Annotated in this window: 18 protein-coding genes and 1 other annotated feature; of the genes, 15 read left to right on the top strand and 3 right to left on the bottom strand. The window is 38.4% G+C overall.

Translation table 11 applies throughout. The features are described 5' to 3' along the window. The first annotated feature begins 163 nt into the window (after window positions 1-163). The 8 genes from HCB49_RS06605 (at window position 164) to HCB49_RS06570 (ending at window position 8318) form a co-directional block, all read left to right on the top strand. Window positions 164-1237: a M42 family metallopeptidase gene (locus HCB49_RS06605; protein WP_185604433.1), complete on the top strand. Its 1074-nt coding sequence runs from the start codon at window positions 164-166 to the stop codon at window positions 1235-1237. Then, window positions 1230-1448: a hypothetical protein gene (locus tag HCB49_RS06600; protein WP_185604520.1), complete on the top strand. Its 219-nt coding sequence runs from the start codon at window positions 1230-1232 to the stop codon at window positions 1446-1448. The genes HCB49_RS06605 and HCB49_RS06600 overlap by 8 nt, the downstream gene beginning before the upstream one ends. Before the next feature lie 110 nt (window positions 1449-1558). Beyond that, window positions 1559-1870: a thioredoxin family protein gene (locus HCB49_RS06595; protein ID WP_185604432.1), complete on the top strand. Its 312-nt coding sequence runs from the start codon at window positions 1559-1561 to the stop codon at window positions 1868-1870. 34 nt (window positions 1871-1904) lie between these two features. Continuing rightward, window positions 1905-2705: a DUF1444 domain-containing protein gene (locus HCB49_RS06590; RefSeq protein ID WP_185604431.1), complete on the top strand. Its 801-nt coding sequence runs from the start codon at window positions 1905-1907 to the stop codon at window positions 2703-2705. A gap of 5 nt (window positions 2706-2710) precedes the next feature. Further along, window positions 2711-3328, top strand: coding sequence for a YtpR family tRNA-binding protein (gene ytpR / locus HCB49_RS06585; RefSeq protein WP_185604430.1), 618 nt, complete (start codon window positions 2711-2713; stop codon window positions 3326-3328). Window positions 3329-3637: 309 nt separating this feature from the next. Further along, on the top strand, window positions 3638-5989 hold the full coding sequence (locus HCB49_RS06580; RefSeq protein ID WP_185604429.1) for a DNA translocase FtsK: 2352 nt from the start codon (window positions 3638-3640) through the stop codon (window positions 5987-5989). Window positions 5990-6284: 295 nt separating this feature from the next. Further along, window positions 6285-7628: a UDP-N-acetylmuramate--L-alanine ligase gene (gene murC, locus HCB49_RS06575; protein ID WP_185604428.1), complete on the top strand. Its 1344-nt coding sequence runs from the start codon at window positions 6285-6287 to the stop codon at window positions 7626-7628. Between the two features lie 144 nt (window positions 7629-7772). Further along, the gene (locus tag HCB49_RS06570) at window positions 7773-8318 is read left to right on the top strand and encodes a peroxiredoxin (RefSeq protein ID WP_185517445.1); all 546 of its coding nucleotides are present in this window, start codon (window positions 7773-7775) and stop codon (window positions 8316-8318) included. A 39-nt stretch (window positions 8319-8357) separates the two neighbouring features. Here the strand turns inward: HCB49_RS06570 and HCB49_RS06565 are convergent, their stop codons facing one another. Further along, entirely contained in the window at window positions 8358-9470 is a 1113-nt protein-coding gene (locus HCB49_RS06565) for a M29 family aminopeptidase T (RefSeq protein WP_185604427.1), read from the bottom strand. Between the two features lie 256 nt (window positions 9471-9726). Here HCB49_RS06565 and HCB49_RS06560 point away from each other — a divergent pair, with 256 nt between their 5' ends. The 5 genes from HCB49_RS06560 (at window position 9727) to tyrS (ending at window position 14860) form a co-directional block, all read left to right on the top strand. Beyond that, window positions 9727-10182, top strand: a complete 456-nt coding sequence (locus HCB49_RS06560; protein ID WP_003723567.1) for a DUF948 domain-containing protein — start codon at window positions 9727-9729, stop codon at window positions 10180-10182. A gap of 21 nt (window positions 10183-10203) precedes the next feature. Next, a complete protein-coding gene (locus HCB49_RS06555; RefSeq protein ID WP_185604426.1) occupies window positions 10204-10728 on the top strand; it encodes a YtxH domain-containing protein in 525 nt (174 codons plus the stop codon). A gap of 219 nt (window positions 10729-10947) precedes the next feature. Then, a complete protein-coding gene (locus HCB49_RS06550; protein ID WP_185479806.1) occupies window positions 10948-12033 on the top strand; it encodes a bifunctional 3-deoxy-7-phosphoheptulonate synthase/chorismate mutase in 1086 nt (361 codons plus the stop codon). A gap of 237 nt (window positions 12034-12270) precedes the next feature. Next, window positions 12271-13275: a catabolite control protein A gene (ccpA, locus tag HCB49_RS06545; RefSeq protein WP_185479807.1), complete on the top strand. Its 1005-nt coding sequence runs from the start codon at window positions 12271-12273 to the stop codon at window positions 13273-13275. Window positions 13276-13332: 57 nt separating this feature from the next. Continuing rightward, window positions 13333-13541: a binding site (T-box leader), on the top strand. 59 nt (window positions 13542-13600) lie between these two features. Then, window positions 13601-14860: a tyrosine--tRNA ligase gene (tyrS, locus tag HCB49_RS06540; RefSeq protein ID WP_185604425.1), complete on the top strand. Its 1260-nt coding sequence runs from the start codon at window positions 13601-13603 to the stop codon at window positions 14858-14860. A gap of 98 nt (window positions 14861-14958) precedes the next feature. On the opposite strand, the gene rpsD is transcribed toward tyrS, so the two are convergent. Both rpsD and msrC read right to left on the bottom strand, forming a co-directional pair. Continuing rightward, entirely contained in the window at window positions 14959-15561 is a 603-nt protein-coding gene (rpsD, locus tag HCB49_RS06535; protein ID WP_003723325.1) for a 30S ribosomal protein S4, read from the bottom strand. A gap of 211 nt (window positions 15562-15772) precedes the next feature. Beyond that, window positions 15773-16261: a free L-methionine (R)-S-oxide reductase MsrC gene (msrC, locus tag HCB49_RS06530; RefSeq protein WP_185604424.1), complete on the bottom strand. Its 489-nt coding sequence runs from the start codon at window positions 16259-16261 to the stop codon at window positions 15773-15775. 293 nt (window positions 16262-16554) lie between these two features. Here msrC and ezrA point away from each other — a divergent pair, with 293 nt between their 5' ends. Further along, complete coding sequence (gene ezrA / locus HCB49_RS06525) at window positions 16555-18270, top strand: septation ring formation regulator EzrA (RefSeq protein ID WP_185391492.1); 1716 nt, start codon at window positions 16555-16557, stop codon at window positions 18268-18270. Window positions 18271-18394: 124 nt separating this feature from the next. After that, on the top strand, window positions 18395-19534 hold the full coding sequence (locus tag HCB49_RS06520) for a cysteine desulfurase family protein (protein ID WP_185604519.1): 1140 nt from the start codon (window positions 18395-18397) through the stop codon (window positions 19532-19534). The last annotated feature ends 1 nt before the right edge of the window (window position 19535 follow it).

The following is a 19535-nucleotide window of genomic DNA, read 5'->3' as shown; positions in this document are numbered from 1 at the left end:
AAAGATGCTACTCGGAACATCTCTTTTAATCATTATACTACAAATTTTTGATTATAAAAGGATTTTTGAACACGCTTTCCGGAAAATGGAGAAGTGAGGCGAGCGAAAACGGATATTATTTGCTATAATAAGAGAGATTTCAGACGGAAAGAGATGATTATTAATGGAAAAAGAAACGTTAGCAATGTTTAAAGAATTAACGGAACTTCAAGGGACTTCGGGCGATGAACATCGAATTCGTGCTTTTATGCGAAAAGAACTTGAACCAGTTTCCGATGAAATTATTCAAGATGGCTTAGGTGGCATTTTTGGCGTACGTCACGGAGCGGAAGAGGGCCCGCGTGTACTTGTAGCGGCTCACATGGATGAAGTTGGTTTTATGGTCACGCAAATTACAGATAATGGTTTGATTCGTTTTCAAACAATTGGTGGTTGGAATCCGCAAGTTTTACAAGCGCAACGAGTGCAAATTATGGCGCCGAATGGTCCAGTAATTGGTGTAGTTGCCTCTGTTCCGCCGCACTTGTTATCGGAAGCGGAACGCAGTAAACCGACAGATCCTAAAAACTTACTGATTGATATTGGTGCAGATGATAAAGCCGATGCGGAGAAAATCGGCATTAAACCCGGACAATTTATCGTTCCGGTAGCGGAATTCACGCCGCTTGCAAATCCGAAGAAAATTTTAGCAAAAGCTTGGGACAATCGTTACGGTGTTGGTCTTGCAATCGAACTTATGAAAGAACTGCAAGGTGAACCATTACCAAATACACTTTTTGCTGGAGCGAACGTACAAGAAGAGGTTGGCCTTCGCGGGGCTGGTGTTAGTGCTAATATGATTAAACCGGATTTATTCTTTGCGCTAGATGCGAGTCCTGCCAATGATACAACTGGAAATAAAGCGCAATTTGGTCAAATTGGCCAAGGTTTCTTATTACGAATTTTTGACCGGACGATGATTATGCACCGCGGTATGCGTGAGTTTTTACTGGATACAGCGGAAACGAATAAAATTCCATACCAATATTTCGTTTCGCCTGGTGGAACCGATGCTGGTAAAGTGCATACGTCATTAAGTGGTATTCCAAGTGCGGTAATCGGTGTTCCTGCGAGATATATCCATTCTTCTAACTCAATTTTACACGTGGATGATTACGCGGCGGCGAAAGAAATGATTACAACGCTTATTCGCGGCTTGGATAAAACGACTTTTGAAACTATTAAAAACAATGCGTAAAATATGGAAAAAACCGGTATTAGTAGTAGCTTTGCTGCTGTTGGCGGCGAGTGTGGTCTCACTTTTTGGGTACGCCGCTCATATGCCGTATTTTCGTGACTCGGAACTTGGTTGGATAATCACGTCTTTAATTGCAGGGCTAATGACCTTGATTTTTAGTTATATTGGTGATTATCTAGAAATGAAAAAAGCGCGTTCTAAAGTGAGATGAAAAGTTTGGCTCTTAAAAGGGCTAGACTTTTTTCATGAGCGTTATTCTGGACGAAAGCCGTGCTAAAAGTTAGGATTTAACTACAATGAAACAAGAAGGAGCGAATCAAAATGAAAAACTTAGAATCGGTAGAACAATTTAACGATATCAAAGCAGAAGGTAAATCAGTTTTTATGTTTAGTGCTGATTGGTGTGGCGATTGTAAATATATTGAACCGGTAATGCCTGAAATTGAAGCGGAAAATGAGGATTTTGCTTTTTATCACGTTGATCGAGATGAATTCATTGATTTATGCGCTGATTTAGCAATTTTTGGAATCCCTAGTTTCCTGGCATTTGAAGACGGTGAAGAAGTAGGGCGTTTCGTAAGTAAGGATAGAAAAACAAAAGAAGAAATTAATGATTTTCTAGCTGCAATATAAAAAGTGACTGCTTTTTATGGAAGGGGAGGCACCTATGGCGAAAATGACCACGCTAAAAATGAAAGAACGACTAGAAAAAGAGCTAGCTACGCCGAATCGTCAATTTTCGTATAATCGAGATAATGATACGCTTTCGGTTACGCAAGATGGCAAAAAAGTAACGCTAACAATTCCGCAAATCATCGCGAACTACGAAAACGATGGAGCTGCTGCGATTGAAAAAATAGTCTATTATGTTGAAGAAGGTTTTCGAGCTGCTGCGGGAAATGTCGAGCTTCAAACGAATAAATCGAATATCTACCCAGTTGTCCGCGCGACTTCTTTCCCTAGCAAAACGAAAGCGGGGGAAGCATTGTTAACGGATGATCACACTGCGGAAACGAAAATTTTCTATGCATTTGATTTAGGAAAATCATATCGTTTCATCGAAGAAAATATGCTTGAAAAAGCGAATTTAACACACGAAGAAATAAAAGAAGCTGCTTTCCGCAATCTAGCTGAACTAGAAATTCCGTTAAAAAAAGATTCGGTCAACGGTAACGATTTTTATTTCGTGCGCACGAACGATGGTTACGATGCAAGTCGCTTGCTAAATGAGGTGTTTCTCCGTGAAATGCGCGAAAAACTAACGGGCGAAATGGTGTTAGCTGTACCGCATCAAGATGTCTTGATTATTGGGGATATTCAAGATAATACAGGTTACGATGTTTTAGCGCATATGACGATGGATTTCTTTGCGGATGGGCTCGTACCAATTACCTCTTTGCCATTTGTCTATAATAATGGTAAACTTGAACCGATATTTATAATGGCAAAAAACAGATTAAAGGAGTAGAAGACGTGATAGTAAACGCATTTTATAATGAAAAAGGGGTAGGGGACACTCTACTAATCGAAACTGGCGAAGTAACGTTTGAAAATCGTGAATGGGAGCGTCGCGGTGACGTGGCTCGTATTTTTGATCGCGAAACAAAGGAAGTAGCTGGTTTCAATATTTTTAACAGCTCCAAATACTTTGATATTACTGCAAATGGGAAAGTGGAATTAACGGAAGAATTAGTTGCGTTAATGAATCAAGTAATCGAAAAAGCGGGATTTGAACCTGAAATCGTTGCTGATTTATCTCCTAAATTTGTCGTTGGTTATGTGGAATCGAAAGAAAAACATCCCAATGCAGATAAATTAAATGTATGTCAGATTAATGTAGGGGAAGAAGTGTTACAAATTGTATGTGGTGCCCCGAACATCGAAGCTGGCCAAAAAGTAGTAGTTGCTAAAATCGGAGCAGTTATGCCGAGTGGTTTAATCATTAAACCGTCAAATCTACGTGGAGAAGATTCTTTTGGTATGGTATGTGCTGCGCGCGAACTTGCAATTCCTGATGCGCCTGCCGAAAAAGGTATTCTTGTTCTGGAAGATTCTGCTGCACCAGGAGAAGAGTTTCCGGTTAATTTCTAAATAAATGATTATTTTTAAGCGTCCAATACTATATTGGGCGCTTTTTATATTGCTAAATTTCAGATATTGTGAAATTGGGTTGAATGTAGAACGATTTAATTTTAATTGTATACAATATATGCATAAATCGTATAAAAATAGAACGATTTTCAAGTTATAATAAAAACTTATATCAGGTTTAAACCTAGTTATATCAAGGTATTATAACGAATATGCTTCGAAAAATAGCGAATTCACAATTTTGTCATAGATTATTTTGTTTTTGTCTGTTAAAATCAAACAAGAAAATTAAATTTAGGGTGATAATGAATGGGATGGTTTAAAGATTTTTTCTTTGGCGATATGGACGAAGAAATAGATACATACGAAGATACGTCTTCTAGAAAAGTAGAAAAACAAGTAAAACAACGTGCTCCAGAAGTAGTACCGAAATCAAATGTGACAGCAATTAAAACAAAAGAACGTACTATAAGAAACGAGCGACCAGTTGCATATAAAACAGTACCAAAACAAAAACCAGTACAAGCAGTAAAACGGCAAATGAAAACGCAGATGGTATATCAGTATCCAAAAGGTGAATTTCGTTTCCCGCTAATTCCAGATAAACAAGTAAGCCAACCAATTCAACCAAAAAAACAACCAATAATAGAACGACAAGTAGCGGAAAAACCACAACCAGTAAAAACGGAAACAAGAAAAAGACCTTTTACTGCGACGGATGTTCCTTCACCTGTCTATGCCTTTAAAAAACGACCAAGTAAATTTGAATTTGCTGTTTCAGAAGCGGAAGAATTTACGGAGCTACAAGAAGATTTAACCATTGCGCCAGTTGATTTATTAGAATCAGCTGAAGCGGAAACGATTGCGCTTGATATGGAATTAGAACGTCAATTAGAAGCGGAATTCAAAGAAGAAGAAATCGTGACAGCGCCAGAAGAAGTGGTTGTTTCAGAGCCAGAACCAATCGAAGCAGCGCCGATTTCTGAACCAGTAGAACCAGAACGAGTTTCTTTAATTACAGAAGAACAAACGCAAACGGCACCACCTGCCAGAAATGCGCAAGTGGAATCTAATCGACAAGAACAAATGTTGAAAAGCAGAATTCCATTTAACGTTATGATGGTGAAAAAAGATAAACAAGCACTCCAAAAAGAAGAAGTTGCCTCAGAAAAATCAGCAACAATAGAAGCACAACCAGTCGTAACACAACAAGCACAACCTGTGACAGCAACTTATCCAAGTAACTACGAGTTCCCGTCATTCGGCTTGCTCCATCCGCCGGTATCGAAACGCGAAGATGATTCTTGGCTTCAAATGCAGCAAGAAATGTTAGATGAAACATTAGAAAATTTCAATGTTCATGCAAGTGTTGTTAATCGGACACAAGGACCAGCCGTGACAAGGTTTGAAGTTCAACCTGAAAAAGGCGTAAAAGTGAGCAAAATTACTAATTTGACCGACGATATTAAATTAAGTTTAGCAGCGAAAGATATTCGTATTGAGGCGCCAATACCTGGTAAAAGCACAGTAGGGATTGAAATTCCTAACCAAACGAGCCGCCCAGTAATGCTTTCTGAATTGATGAATACAGAAGCTTTCCAATCATCTGAGTCGCCACTAACGGCTGCACTTGGATTAGATATTTCTGGAACGCCAATTATTACTGATTTACAAAAAATGCCACACGGTTTAATCGCCGGAGCAACAGGATCAGGAAAAAGTGTTTGTATCAATTCATTGCTAGTAAGCTTATTGTACAAAGCAACACCAGATCAATTGAAACTACTCTTAATTGATCCAAAAATGGTTGAGTTAGCGCCATACAACCGGATTCCGCATCTTGTGAGCCCGGTAATTACAGACGCCAAAGCAGCAACGGTCGCTTTGAAATGGGCGGTAGAAGAAATGGAACGCCGTTATCAACTATTTAGCCACACAGGCGTTAGAAACATGGAAAAATATAATGAATATGCTAGTCACCCCGATCATACAGGTGAGAAATTACCTTATATTTTAATTGTGATTGATGAATTAGCTGATTTAATGATGGTTGCGCCAAACGATGTAGAAGAATCCATTAGTCGTATCGCTCAAAAAGCAAGAGCTTGTGGTATTCATATGATCGTAGCGACACAGCGCCCCTCTGTAGACGTAATTACAGGTCTTATTAAGGCAAACATCCCGACGCGTGTTTCATTCTCTGTATCGTCTCAAATCGACTCTAGAACGATTCTCGATGCAAGTGGGGCAGAAAAACTACTTGGAAAAGGGGACATGCTCTTTTTACCAAGCGGCGCAAGTAAGCCAGTACGTTTACAAGGAACATTTGTTAGTGATGAAGAGATTGATGCTGTCGTTGCCCATGTGCGAAGCCAAGGTGAGGCGGAATATATCTTTGAAGAGAAAGAACTACTTGTAAAAGAGTCCGTAAAAGAAAACACAGATGAATTATTTGAAGAGGCATGTGACTTTGTTTTAAGCCAAAATGCTGCGTCAACGTCCTTACTACAAAGGCATTTTAGAATCGGTTACAATCGTGCGGCGAGATTAATGGAAGCGCTGGAAGATCATCAAATCGTTTCCGGAATAAATGGTTCCAAGCCACGAGATGTTATCATTACAAAGGACCAATTAGCTAAACTGAGAAACAAAGAATCTTAATTTTGTAGTACTAAACTAACACATTACTTAATTAGTTTTACAAAATAAGGCTGTTTTCATGAGTAATTTCGCTTATATTCGCTGAAAGATTTTTCTATTTACATGGAAAGTGATATAATAAGCTGGTGAATTATTGACTCAACTAAGAATTCAAACATAAAACACAATTGGAACGTAAGATGATGTCTAGAAAACGGAGACTTTATACTGTTTTCAAAGTTAAGACTTGGTGCTTAACAGTTAACATGTTTTTTTTAGGCACCCTCTTCAAGATAAATTAATGGGGGTTCAAATAATGACTATCTATCATTTTGTTGGAATAAAAGGGTCAGGAATGAGTGCACTTGCTCAAATCCTGCATGATAAAGGTTTTCAAGTGCAAGGCAGTGATGTGGATAAATATTTCTTTACTCAAAAAGCTTTAGAAGAGAAGCAAATTCCGATTATGACTTTTTCGGCTGATAATATTCAAGAAGGCCTAACAATTATTGCTGGGAATGCTTTCCCAGATACACATGAAGAAATTGAGCGCGCACTAGAGCTTGGTCTTCCAGTGGTTCGATATCATAAATTTTTAGGTCAATTAATTGATGGCTATACAAGTATTGCGATAACTGGTTCGCACGGTAAAACGTCGACAACCGGTTTGCTTTCTCATGTCGTTGGCGCTATTCGTCCAACTTCTTACTTGATCGGTGACGGTACGGGAAGCGGGACAAAAGGGGCGGAATACTTTGCGCTGGAAGCATGCGAATATCAACGTCATTTCCTTGCATATAAACCAACATATGCGATTATGACGAATATTGATTGGGATCATCCAGATTATTTCAAGAGCGTGGATGATGTATTTAACGCGTTTGAAACACTAGGTAAACAAGTGAAAAAAGCTGTGTTTGCGCTAGGCGATGATGCCGAATTGCGCAAACTTACTTTAGATATTCCGATTATTTACTTTGGCTTCGATGAGGAAAACGAATTCCAAGCTAAAAATGTTATTAAAGAAACAACTGGAACGAAATTCGACGTGTATCATCGCGGAGCGTTTTTAGGTTCATTTGAAATTCCGGCATACGGGGATCATAATGTATTAAACGCTTTAAGTGTGATTGCGCTTTGCGATTACGAAGGCCTACCAGTAGAAGCAGTTAAAAAGGAATTAAAAACCTTTGAAGGCGTCAAAAGAAGATTTAGCATTACCGAAAAAGCGAATCAAGTGTTAGTTGATGACTATGCGCATCATCCATCCGAAATCCGCGCTACTGTCAATGCTGCAAGACAAAAATACCCAGATAAAAAAGTAGTTGCTGTATTCCAGCCGCATACATTTACGCGAACTCGCACATTCTTACAAGGCTTTGCGGATAGCTTAAATTTAGCCGATGAAGTATATCTTTGTGATATCTTTGGTTCCGCACGTGAAAAAACAGGGAATTTAACGATTGCTGATTTAGCGCATAAAACAAAAGGCAACCACATTATTAAAGAAGAGCATACCGAAGAGTTACTACAATACCCAGAAGCAGTTATTTTATTCATGGGTGCAGGGGACGTTCAAAAATTCCAAGCTGCCTATGAAAAAGTACTTGATAATGAAGTTATCACAGCTGCTGATTTGAAAAAAAGTGCGATTAATTAATGACTAAATAAAGCATGCCCATCATCGGGCATGCTTTTTTCTTGTTTATAATTAGTATAAATAAAGCTTTACAGTCCTTCTTAGGTGTATTAAAATATATCATGTGATACAAAATACAACTACATAATTAATGGAGGGATAATAGTGGCAGAACGTTTAGTAGGCACGCAAGCTCCAAGATTCGAAATGGAAGCTGTTATGCCAAATCAGACTTTTGGGAAAGTAAGTCTAGAAAAAAATATAGAAGACGATAAATGGACGATTCTCTTTTTCTATCCAATGGACTTTACATTTGTTTGTCCGACAGAAATCGTTGCTATTTCCGCTCGGTCAGATGAATTTGATGCATTAAATGCACGTATTATTGGCGCTTCAACTGATACAATTCATTCGCATCTTGCATGGACAAACACGCCGATTAAAGAAGGCGGAATTGGTAAATTATCCTATCCACTTGCTGCTGACACGAATCACCAAGTTGCAAGCGATTACGGTGTTTTAATTGAAGAAGAGGGTGTAGCATTACGTGGCCTTTTCATCATCAATCCAAAAGGGGAAATTCAATACGAAGTGGTTCACCATAATAATATCGGCCGTGAAGTCGATGAAGTTTTACGAGTACTACAAGCATTACAAACGGGTGGACTATGCCCGATTAACTGGCAACCCGGTGAAAAAACAATTGTTTAAATGAAAAAGCGCTTAGGATCAATTCCTAAGCGCCTTTTTTTATACTAAGTTTTCTGGGTTAAGTGGAGCTAATTCAGGAAGAACGAAAATACCATCTTTACGAATTAGGACATCATCAAAGTAAATTTCGCCGCCACCGTAATCCGCACGTTGAATATTTACAAGATCCCAGTGAATCGCTGACTGATTGCCATTGAATGCTTCGTCATAACATTGACCTGGCGTAAAGTGGAAGCTTCCTTCGATTTTTTCATCAAAAAGGATATCTTGCATTGGTTCATGGATGAATGGGTTCACACCAATTGCGAATTCACCGACATAGCGCGCTCCTTCATCTGTATCTAACACTTTATTAATACGAGCTGTATCATTCGCAGTCGCTTCGACGATTTTGCCATCTTTAAAGGTGAATGATACATTTTCAAACGTAAAGCCTTGGTAAGGAGAAGGTGTGTTATACGTAAGAGTTCCGTTGATAGAATCGCGAACTGGCGCAGTAAATACTTCGCCATCCGGAATATTCATTTCACCGGCACATTTAATTGCGGGAATATCTTTGATGCTAAATGTTAAATCTGTTCCTGGTCCAACTAAATGAACTTTATCTGTTTTGTTCATTAGTTCTACTAAGCCATCCATTGCGTCGCTCATTTTTCCGTAGTCTAAGTTACATACATCAAAATAGAAATCTTCAAAACCAGCAGTGCTCATTTTCGCAAGTTGTGCCATGGATGAGCTTGGGTAACGAAGCACAACCCATTTTGTTTGTTTGACACGGATATCCGAGTGCATTTTACCAACTGTTTCGCCGTTGATTTTTAATTTATCAGCTGGTACATCAGATGTTTCGTTAATGTTATCGCCAGCGCGTAAACCTATGTAAGCATCCATTTCTTTCATTACATTGCCTTCGAATTCAGCAATTTTTGCGTATTGTTCACTGTTAGCACCGAGCATCATCGCGCGGTCGATTTGTGGTTCTTTCAATGACACGAACGGGAACCCACCAGCTTTGTATGCTTCTTCCACTAAAGCCATCACTAGTTCTTTTTGAACACCGAAGTTTTCGATTAGTACTTTTTCTCCAGCGCCAAGTTTGACGGAATAGTTGATTAAATTATGTGCTAATTTTTCGATTCTTGCATCTCTCATATTGTTACCTCCCTGAAATTTAACTAAAAATGGGCAAAAAAGCAGCCTGTATCTATTTTACTCCAAATCACGTCAAAAGCAACCTTCTGCAACAAATTAGCACGTTTCTTTCTTATTAGTTTATTTTTCGGCAGTTACTTGCTAAAATGAAGCTAATACCTTTTCTTTTTTGCATTTTGTACATAGATCATTAGAGAAGAAAGTTTTAGAGGGGAATACTCAGGGTATAGAAAAAGGAATATGGAGGTGTGGATAGATGATAGTAATCTTGTATATTGCAGCGCTTATTGCCGCAATTGCGCTTTTAGTTATTGCCATCTATTTGGGAAAAACATTAAAATCAACTTCCCAAACAATGGACGAGGTAGCTAAATCGTTAGAAAAAATAACCGTAGAAGTACAAGGGATTACAGGACAATCACAAAAATTGCTTGATAAGACCAATACACTTCTAGAAGATGTCAATGGCAAAGTTGCGAAAGTGGATCCAGTTTTTGATGCAGTTGGTGACATTGGAACTTCTTTACTAGGATTAAGTCAATCTGTTCGCGAACTAGCAACACTCGCAACAAACAAAGTAGAACAAAACGAGGCGAAGATTTCTCAAGCTGTCTCAATTAGCAATTCAATTCTTTCTTTTAGAGAAAAAATGAAAGCGAATAAAGCAGCGAAAGAAGCTGCAAAAGAAGCAGCAGAACAATCTAATTTCTAATATAATTTGGAGGGATTTAACATGGCAGAAAAAGATGGTATTAATACAAAAGATTTTCTAATCGGTGGTTTAATTGGTGCGATCGTTGGTTCAGCCGCAGCACTATTATTTGCCCCTAAATCAGGTAAAGAACTACGCGAAGACTTAAATACTCAAGTAGATACAATTAAAGAAAAAAGTAACCAATGGAAAGACGTTGCTTACGAAAAAGGTATCGAAATTAGTAGCGTTGCCAAAGGAACTAAAGATAAATTAGTTGATTCCGCTGGTGGATTTGTAGATGTAGTAAAAGACAAATCAGGCAAATTAGCTGATACCGTTTCTAAACAAAGCAAAGCAGTGAAAGAAGTCGTTTCACAAAATAAAGAAGAAAACCAAGAAGCTGCCAAAAAAGCGGCAGACGCTGTAAAAAGTGAAGCAAAAGAAGCGGCAGACGATGTAGAAAAAGCAGCGGACAAAGCGAAAAAAGAAGCAAAAAAAGCGGTAGATGAAGGCAAAGACGAAGCGAAAAAAATTGCTTCCGATGCTAAAAAAGAAGTAAAATAAAGTAAGTTCAAAAAACAGCCTTGCGAGGCTGTTTTTTTATTAGGAAAAAAGCGATTATCTGCTTGTAATTTATATCAAAACGTGTTAACATTAGTTTTACATTATTCACTTTAATGCTTAAAAGCGATTAAGTATAAAAGTGGATTCGTGACAAATTATCTGTTTTCCTCTATAATGAAACATAATCTTGGAGCAGATTTTTAGAAGGGTGGAAGTTAAATGGTTAACTCAAATTTAGAGGAACTTAGAACACAGGTGGATCAATTGAATATTGATTTGCTGGAATTAATTAGCAAACGCGCAAATTTGGTACAAGAAATTGGCAAAATTAAAGGAACGCAAGGTTCTCTTCGTTTTGATCCATTACGTGAAAGAGAAATGCTTAACACGATTCTTGCAGCAAATGAAGGACCTTTTGAAGATAGTACGGTTCAAAAATTATTTAAAGAAATTTTTAAAGCGGGATTAGAACTTCAAGAAGATGATCACTCTAAAGCATTACTCGTTTCTAGAAAAAATAAAAAAGAAGATACGATTGTTACTGTTAAAGGCTTACCAATCGGAAACGGCGAACCCGTATTTGTTTTCGGCCCGTGTTCGGTTGAATCTTACGAACAAGTTGCTGCGGTCGCTGAATCTATTAAAGCGAAAGGCTTAAAACTTATTCGCGGCGGAGCATTTAAACCTCGTACTAGCCCATATGACTTCCAAGGATTAGGTTTAGAAGGACTCAAAATTTTAAAACGTGTTTCTGATGAATACGGTTTAGGCGTTATTAGTGAAATCGTTACGCCAGCTGATATCGAAGTAGCACTTGATTATGTCGATGTCATTCAAATCGGCGCAAGAAACATGCAAAACTTTGAATTACTAAAGGCGGCCGGTCGTGTCGACAAACCGATTCTTCTAAAACGTGGCTTGTCTGCTACAATTGAAGAATTCATCGGTGCTGCTGAATATATTATGTCACAAGGAAATGGCAAAATTATTTTATGTGAACGTGGTATTCGTACTTACGAAAAAGCGACAAGAAACACATTAGATATTTCTGCTGTTCCAATTTTGAAGAAAGAAACGCATTTACCAGTGATGGTTGATGTAACGCATTCTACTGGACGAAAAGATTTATTACTTCCATGTGCCAAAGCTGCTTTAGCAATTGAGGCAGACGGTGTTATGGCGGAAGTTCATCCAGATCCAGCAGTTGCCTTATCTGATTCTGCGCAACAAATGGATATTCCCGAATTTGAAGAGTTCTGGAATGCGATTTTAGCAAGTAATTTGGTTCCGCATAAAATTAAATAATAAGTGAAAAACCTTGGGATTCCAAGGTTTTTTATTTTGGAGAAAACCACTGATATGTTAATGATATATAATAATCGAAAATAATGCCGTTTTGATATGAAAATAAATGAAAATAAAGAGTGAAAACAATTGCATATCGAAAAAACTTATCGTATTATTAAAGGAAGGCTAGTTTGTTTCCGTTTACAATGGTGTAAGTAGAGCCGTTAAAATAATGAATATGGAGAGTGAATAGGGATGAATGTAACAATTTATGATGTTGCACGTGAAGCGAACGTTTCTATGGCAACGGTATCTCGGGTAGTGAATGGCAATCCGAATGTTAAACCAGTAACACGAAAAAAAGTATTGGATGTTATTAACCAATTAGGCTATCGTCCTAACGCTGTAGCTAGAGGTCTAGCGAGCAAACGTACAACAACTGTTGGCGTAATTATTCCAGATATTTCTAACGTGTTTTATGCAGAACTTGCACGTGGGATTGAAGATATTGCAACGATGTACAAATACAACATTATCCTTAGCAACTCGGACGAAAATGAGGATAAAGAACTTCAAGTACTAAACACGCTGCTTGGCAAACAAGTGGACGGTATTATTTACATGGGCGAACGTATTTCGGCACAATTACAAGAAGAATTTGACCGTTCTCCTGCACCAGTCGTATTAGCTGGAGCGGTAGATATGGAAAACAAATTAGCTTCTGTTAATATCGATTACAAACAAGCGACGAAAGAAGCTGTACAACGTTTTGTGGCGAACGGCCATAAGCAAATCGCATTCGTCAGTGGTTCTCTAAACGAGCCAGTTAACCGCGAAATGAAATTAGCTGGCTATAAAGAAGCGTTAGAAGAAGCTGGCATTACTTACCAAGAAGATTACATTATCGAAGCAAAATACAACTACAATGCAGGCGTAAAAGTTTGGGCTGAATTAAGTGCCTTGGCTAAAAAACCAAATGCAGTTGTAGTCGCTGATGATGAACTAGCTATCGGTATTTTGAACGCGGCGCTGGATGCGGGAATCAAAGTTCCAGAAGACTTAGAAGTGATGACAAGTAACAATACAAAATTAACATTGATGTCACGTCCGCAACTTTCGACTATTGTACAACCTTTATATGATATCGGTGCGGTTGCGATGCGTTTACTTACGAAACTAATGACAAGTGAAGAAGTAGACGAAAAAACAGTAATCTTACCACATAGCGAAAAATTACGTGGAACAACGAAAGAAAAATAAAAGAGTTGACATCATTTTTGACGGTATGTTATAAATGTATGTATACTTTTCATAACGAAAATGACTATGAACGGACGAAGTAGTTGCTTATTCTTTTTCTTAGAGAGCTAGTGGTTGGTGAAAACTAGTAGAGATGAGTGGACGAATTACATCCCGGAGTCACGCTGCGCAGGATAATGGTGCGGCCGGTGTTGAGCCGTTATTTTTTGAAGTAGGATTTATTCCTAAAAGTAGGGTGGTACCACGTTAATTAACACGTCCCTTCGCTAAATTTTTGGCGGAGGGGCGTTTTTTTATGTCCAAAAATAAAAGGAGAATGATTGAAATGAATATTATTGATGAGCTAGAGTGGCGCGGAGCCATTTACCAACAAACAGATGAAGAGGGTTTACGTAAATGGGTAGAAGAGAAACAAATTTCTTTATATTGCGGGATTGATCCATCAGGAGATTCGATGCATATTGGGCATTTAATTCCGTTTATGATTTTACGTCGTTTCCAAAATGCTGGGCATCGTCCAATTATTTTAGTTGGTGGAGCAACTGGCACAATTGGTGATCCAAGTGGTAAAAAAGAAGAACGTCAATTGCAATCAATGGAGCAAATTAGCAAAAATGTGGAAAGCTTACGCGTGCAGCTTGGGAAAATTTTTGACTTTGAAGGTGATTCCGCAGCGAGTATGGTAAACAACTATGACTGGACGAAAGATGTAAGTATTCTTGATTTCTTACGTGATTACGGAAAAGAATTCAATGTAAACACGATGCTTTCTAAAGATATTGTTGCTAGTCGTTTAGAAGTAGGGATTTCATTTACGGAGTTTGCTTACCAAATTTTACAAGCGATGGACTTTAATCACTTATATGAGTTTAATGATTGTCGTCTGCAAATTGGCGGTAGTGATCAGTGGGGGAATATAACAGCTGGGCTAGACTTAATCCGTAAAAAACAAGGCGAAAATGCGAAGGCGTTCGGTTTGACGATTCCGCTTTTAACGAAAGCAGATGGAACGAAATTTGGTAAATCAGAGGGTGGCGCGATTTGGTTAAACCCCGAAAAAACAACGCCGTATGAGTTTTACCAATTTTGGATTAACACGGATGATCGTGATGTCGTGAAATACTTGAAATACTTTACGTTCTTAACGGAAGCAGAAATTGATGAACTAGCAAAACAAGTGGAAGCAGAACCGCATTTGCGAGCTGCACAAAAAACCCTAGCTGCTGAAATGACTAAATTTGTGCATAGTGAAGAAGCTTTAGAGCAAGCTTTGAAAATTTCAAAAGCGTTGTTTAGTGGGGATGTTAAAGCACTTACTGCGGATGAAATCGAACAAGGTTTCAAAGATGTTCCGACGTTTGTAGCAGAAGATGCGGAAGTGAATTTAGTAGATTGGCTAGTAACGCTGGGTATTGAGCCTTCCAAACGTCAAGCGCGTGAGGATGTCGGTAACGGGGCTATTTATATTAACGGTGAACGTCAGCAAGATCTAGAAAAAATCATGGATGCTACTGACCGGATTGAAAATAAATTTACGATTGTAAGACGCGGGAAGAAAAAATACTTCTTGGTTTCTTATAAATAAGAGGAAAAGCACTCGTTTTTAAGGCGAGTGCTTTTTTATGCATAAAAAAACCTTACAACCACGACCGAAATCATGAATTGTAAGGTTTTTAGTTCTAATTAACGGCTGTAGAATTCTACGATAAATGCTTCGTTGATTTCAGCAGCAAGTTCAGAACGTTCTGGTAGACGGTTAAGAGAACCAGTTAGTTTTTCTGCATCGAAAGTTACGTATTCAGGCACGAAGCTTGAAACTTCTAAGCTTTCAGCGATTGCAGAGTTTTTAGCAGATTTTTCACGAACAGAGATCACTTGACCAACAGAAACTTGGTAAGAAGGGATATCTACGCGTTTGCCATCTACAGTGATGTGGCCATGGTTTACTAGTTGACGAGCTGCACGACGAGTGCGAGCAAGACCAAGACGGTAAACGATGTTATCAAGGCGTTGTTCTAGTAAGATCATGAAGTTCTCACCATGTTTACCTTGTAATTTACCAGCTTTGTTGAACGTGTTTTTGAATTGACGTTCAGTTAATCCGTACATATGACGCAATTTTTGCTTTTCAGCTTGTTGCAAACCATATTCTGAGATTTTTTTACGTTGAGTTGGGCCGTGTTGACCTGGAGCATACGGACGACGCTCTAATTCTTTACCTGTTCCAGAAAGTGAAATTCCTAAACGACGGGAAACTTTCCAGCTTGGACCTGTATAACGAGCCATAAGAGACTCCTCCTTTTATTTGTTTTTGGTATAAAACAAACGTGACGTAAAACCAAATCAGGGCAGTTTACCTTCATATACCATCACCATAGCAGCCGCCGGTTACGCGATATACCACAGAATTAAATCTGGGGGTAAACAACACACTCATTCATTTTACTCAAGCTGCATTTTACACATCTTCCAGTATAGTATAGTTACTAGTCGCTTGTCAATTGATTTCTTGAGTAATCGCATCACGGATTTTTTCTAACCATAATTGATCTACTTCATCAAAACGGCTAAAATTCGGGCTATCGATATCAAGTACGCCAAGCAACTGCGAATTTTTCACGATAGGTAGAACAATTTCTGAATTAGAAGCCGCGTCGCAAGCGATATGGCCAGGGAAATCGTGAACATTTTCGACAATATACGTTTTTTGGTCAGCAGCCGCAGAACCACATACACCTTTACCAAGAGGAATGCGAATGCAGGCAGGCAGACCTTGGAAGGGGCCGAGTACTAATTGGTTGGTTTCTTTTTCTAGTAAATAAAACCCAACCCAATTAATATCAGAAAGTGCTTGATTTAATATAGAAGAAACATTGCTCAAATTGGCAATTAAATTTGGTTCGCCAGCAATCATTGCTTGGACTTGTTTTAACGCAAGGGCGTAATTTTCTTCTTTTGTACCAGCCATTTTTTGAATTTCAATCATTTTATATCCCCACATTTCTTTTCAAATAATGTCTTTAGTATAGCATGAACGGCAAGGGATTTCGGGAAATTTGTTTCGGGATAAGGTGGATTTTCGTTGCGCCAAAATTTTTTTCACTAAACGCAAGTAATTCTAAGGAAATCGTGGTAAAATAAAAGATGTGTATAATGAACTGAAAATGAGGAATAAAATATACTACATATGGAAAGATGTACATAATTGAAAAGATGTATGGAGCAGCACGAGTGTGGCTGTTTTTCTTTCACAAGTTAACGTTGATGGGAGGATTTTGGATGTACTACATGTTAATCGGCTTTATTATCGTAGTAATTGCAGTCATTAGTGCAGGCTACATTTTAAAAAGAAAACATTACCAAAGAATAAACGAGTTAGAAGAGAAAAAGATTAAACTCAGAGAGCGGCCGGTTATTGATGAACTTTCAAAAGTGAAAAAATTAAAACTAACAGGTCAGACAGAAGCGCTTTTTGAATCATGGCGTTCGTCCTGGGATGAAATTGAAACAAGATTATTTCCTGATTTAGAAGAAGTATTATTAGAAGCAGAGATGAACACGGATCGTTATAAATTCCGTTCTGCTACATACGCCGAAAATGATATAGAGCAAATGCTCGTTGTTATCGAAAAGCAAATGGATCAAATTCTTGGTGGACTAAAAGAATTACTTGTTAGTGAAGAGAAAAATGCCGAAGAAAGTCGTGCAACGAAAGAAAAATTTGCGGAACTTCGCCGGGAAGTGCTAACAAGAGGCTTTAAACTAGGGGAAACGTTACCTTACGTAGAAGCAAAACTAAATGACCTTTCCGAAAGCTTAAATAACTATGATTTACTAACTGACCAAGGCGATCATTTAGAAGCACGCGAAATCGTTATTGTCGTTCAAAAGGAAATGCAAATTATCGATGCCCAAATGGAACGAATTCCGTCCTTATTGCATGAAACGGATACCATTTTGCCAGAAGAAATGAATAAACTTCGAGCTGGTTATGAAGAAATGGTGCGAAAAGGGTATTATTTAGCCCAAATGGAATTAGATAAAGAAATTGCTCGCATGAAAAACCAAATTGATAAAATGAAACAAAATGTAATTAATCTTGATTTAGATGAAGCTGAACAAGGTATAGAAGAATTACATAACGAAATCGAATTGTTTTATGATGCATTAGAGCACGAAGCGGAAGCGCGTCATTTCGTCAAAGAAAATCATAGCCCAACTTCTGATAAGCTACAACGTCAAAATCTGGTTTCAGATGCACTTGCGGAACAAATTACAGAAGTAAAACAAACGTATCATGTTGCGGAAGACGATTTAGCGATTTATTTAAAAACAAGCGCAAAATTAAGTGAAGCAAAAGAAAACTTTGAACAACTGACAGCTTTAATTGCTAGCGGTGAGATTGCTTACTCTGCTGCCCAGGATACAATGAAAGAAATCGATGCAGCGCTTATTACCATTGGTGCCGAACAAGACAATTTTGCGGAAGAATTACGTTCCCTTCGTAAAGATGAACTTGAAGCGCGCGATGATGCTGAGCGGATGCGCCGTGCGATTATTACGCTTGATCGCAAAATGGAACGAGAACGTTTACCAGGGCTTCCAGAAGAGTATTTATCGCTCCGTGAACATATGGGTGAGTCGATTGATACGCTGGAGAAACGCTTAGAAGAAAAACCATTGAACATGAAGGCTGTTAGTCAAGATTGGCGCATTGCCGAAGAAGACTTAATCCATTTAACGGAAAAAGCGGAAGAAATGATGGAAAATGTTCGTTTAGTTGAGCATGTCATTCAATATGCGAATCGTTACCGGTTACGTAATAAGGAATTGGCGGATGAGCTTGTACAGGCAGAAAACCATTTCTACAATGATTATCAGTATAAAAAAGCACTGGAAATTGCTGTAACGGCACTAGAAAAAGTCGAAACAGGTGCATTTAAAAAAGTTGAAAAAGCTTACTCTTCCAAAGTAAGTGTCGATGATATCGAATAAAATTGTAAAAACAGGTATTTCTATTACTATAGGAATCCTGTTTTTTTATGAAAATAGTAGTTGGAAAGTAGTGGAATTATGATAAAATGGAGAGTGGAATATTGGGGAGGAGAATATCGTTTTGATGATTTATTTTGATAATAGTGCGACAACCAAGCCAAATGCTGCCGTGCTTGAAACATATACAAAAGTAGCAAGTAACTATTTTGCTAATCCTTCTTCGCTTCATCGTTTTGGCGCTAAGTCGAAAGAACTGCTTGATGCATCAAGAAAACAAATCGCTACAATGTTAGGCGCTTTGCCCGAAGAAATTATTTTTACATCTGGTGGAACGGAAGGGAATAATTTAGCAATTAAAGGGTTGGCTTATAGCTATGAAAATCGCGGGAAACATATTATTACTTCTAGCATTGAACATCCGTCTGTCCGCGTTGTGATGGAAGAATTGGAGCAAGCCGGGTTTTCAGTAACCTACTTACCAGTTGACAAAAATGGCGTTATCAAACTAGAGGCATTACAAGCAGCACTCACAGAAGAAACGATTTTAGTATCTATTATGGGTGTGAATAATGAAGTTGGAAGCATTCAACCGCTACACGCGATTGGGGAGATACTCGCCCAGCGTGAGCATACTTTCTTTCATGTGGATTTCGTTCAGGGTATTGGCAAAATACCGCTCGCACTGGATGCGAATGCGATTGATTTGCTGACTGTTTCGGGCCATAAATTTCATGCTTTACGAGGCACTGGAGTACTTTTTAAACGAAAAAAGGTGCATTTGCATCCGGAAATTCTTGGTGGTGGTCAGGAAATGGGCTATCGCAGTGGAACAGAAAATCTAGCTGGGAGTGTGGCGCTTGCCAAAGCGCTAAGGCTAACGCTAGAAAATGAGTCCAAAAAACCAGAATTAAGCGAGATTCGTGATTATTTACTAAAAGAAATTGCGCAAATGCCTGATATGACTGTCCATACGAAACAAGGGGTTGCCGCACCGCATATCGTTTGTTTTTCGGCAAAAGGGCATCGCGGTGAAATCCTCGTTCACGCCTTAGAAAAAGAAGATATTTACATTTCAACAACGAGCGCTTGTTCTTCTAAGCAAAAACTAGCGAGCAGTACGTTAAAAGCGATGGGGGTAACGGACGAAGAAGCAACCGGCGCTGTACGCGTAAGTTTATCATTTGAAAATCGTTTATCCGAAGCGAAAATTTTTATTCAAAAACTGCAAGAAATCATTGAAAATCTAAATAAAGTGGTGAAATAAA

Source organism: Listeria cossartiae subsp. cayugensis (assembly GCF_014229095.1).
Classification (GTDB): Bacteria; Bacillota; Bacilli; order Lactobacillales; family Listeriaceae; genus Listeria; species Listeria cayugensis.
This window is presented reverse-complemented; position numbering and strand designations above follow the sequence as displayed.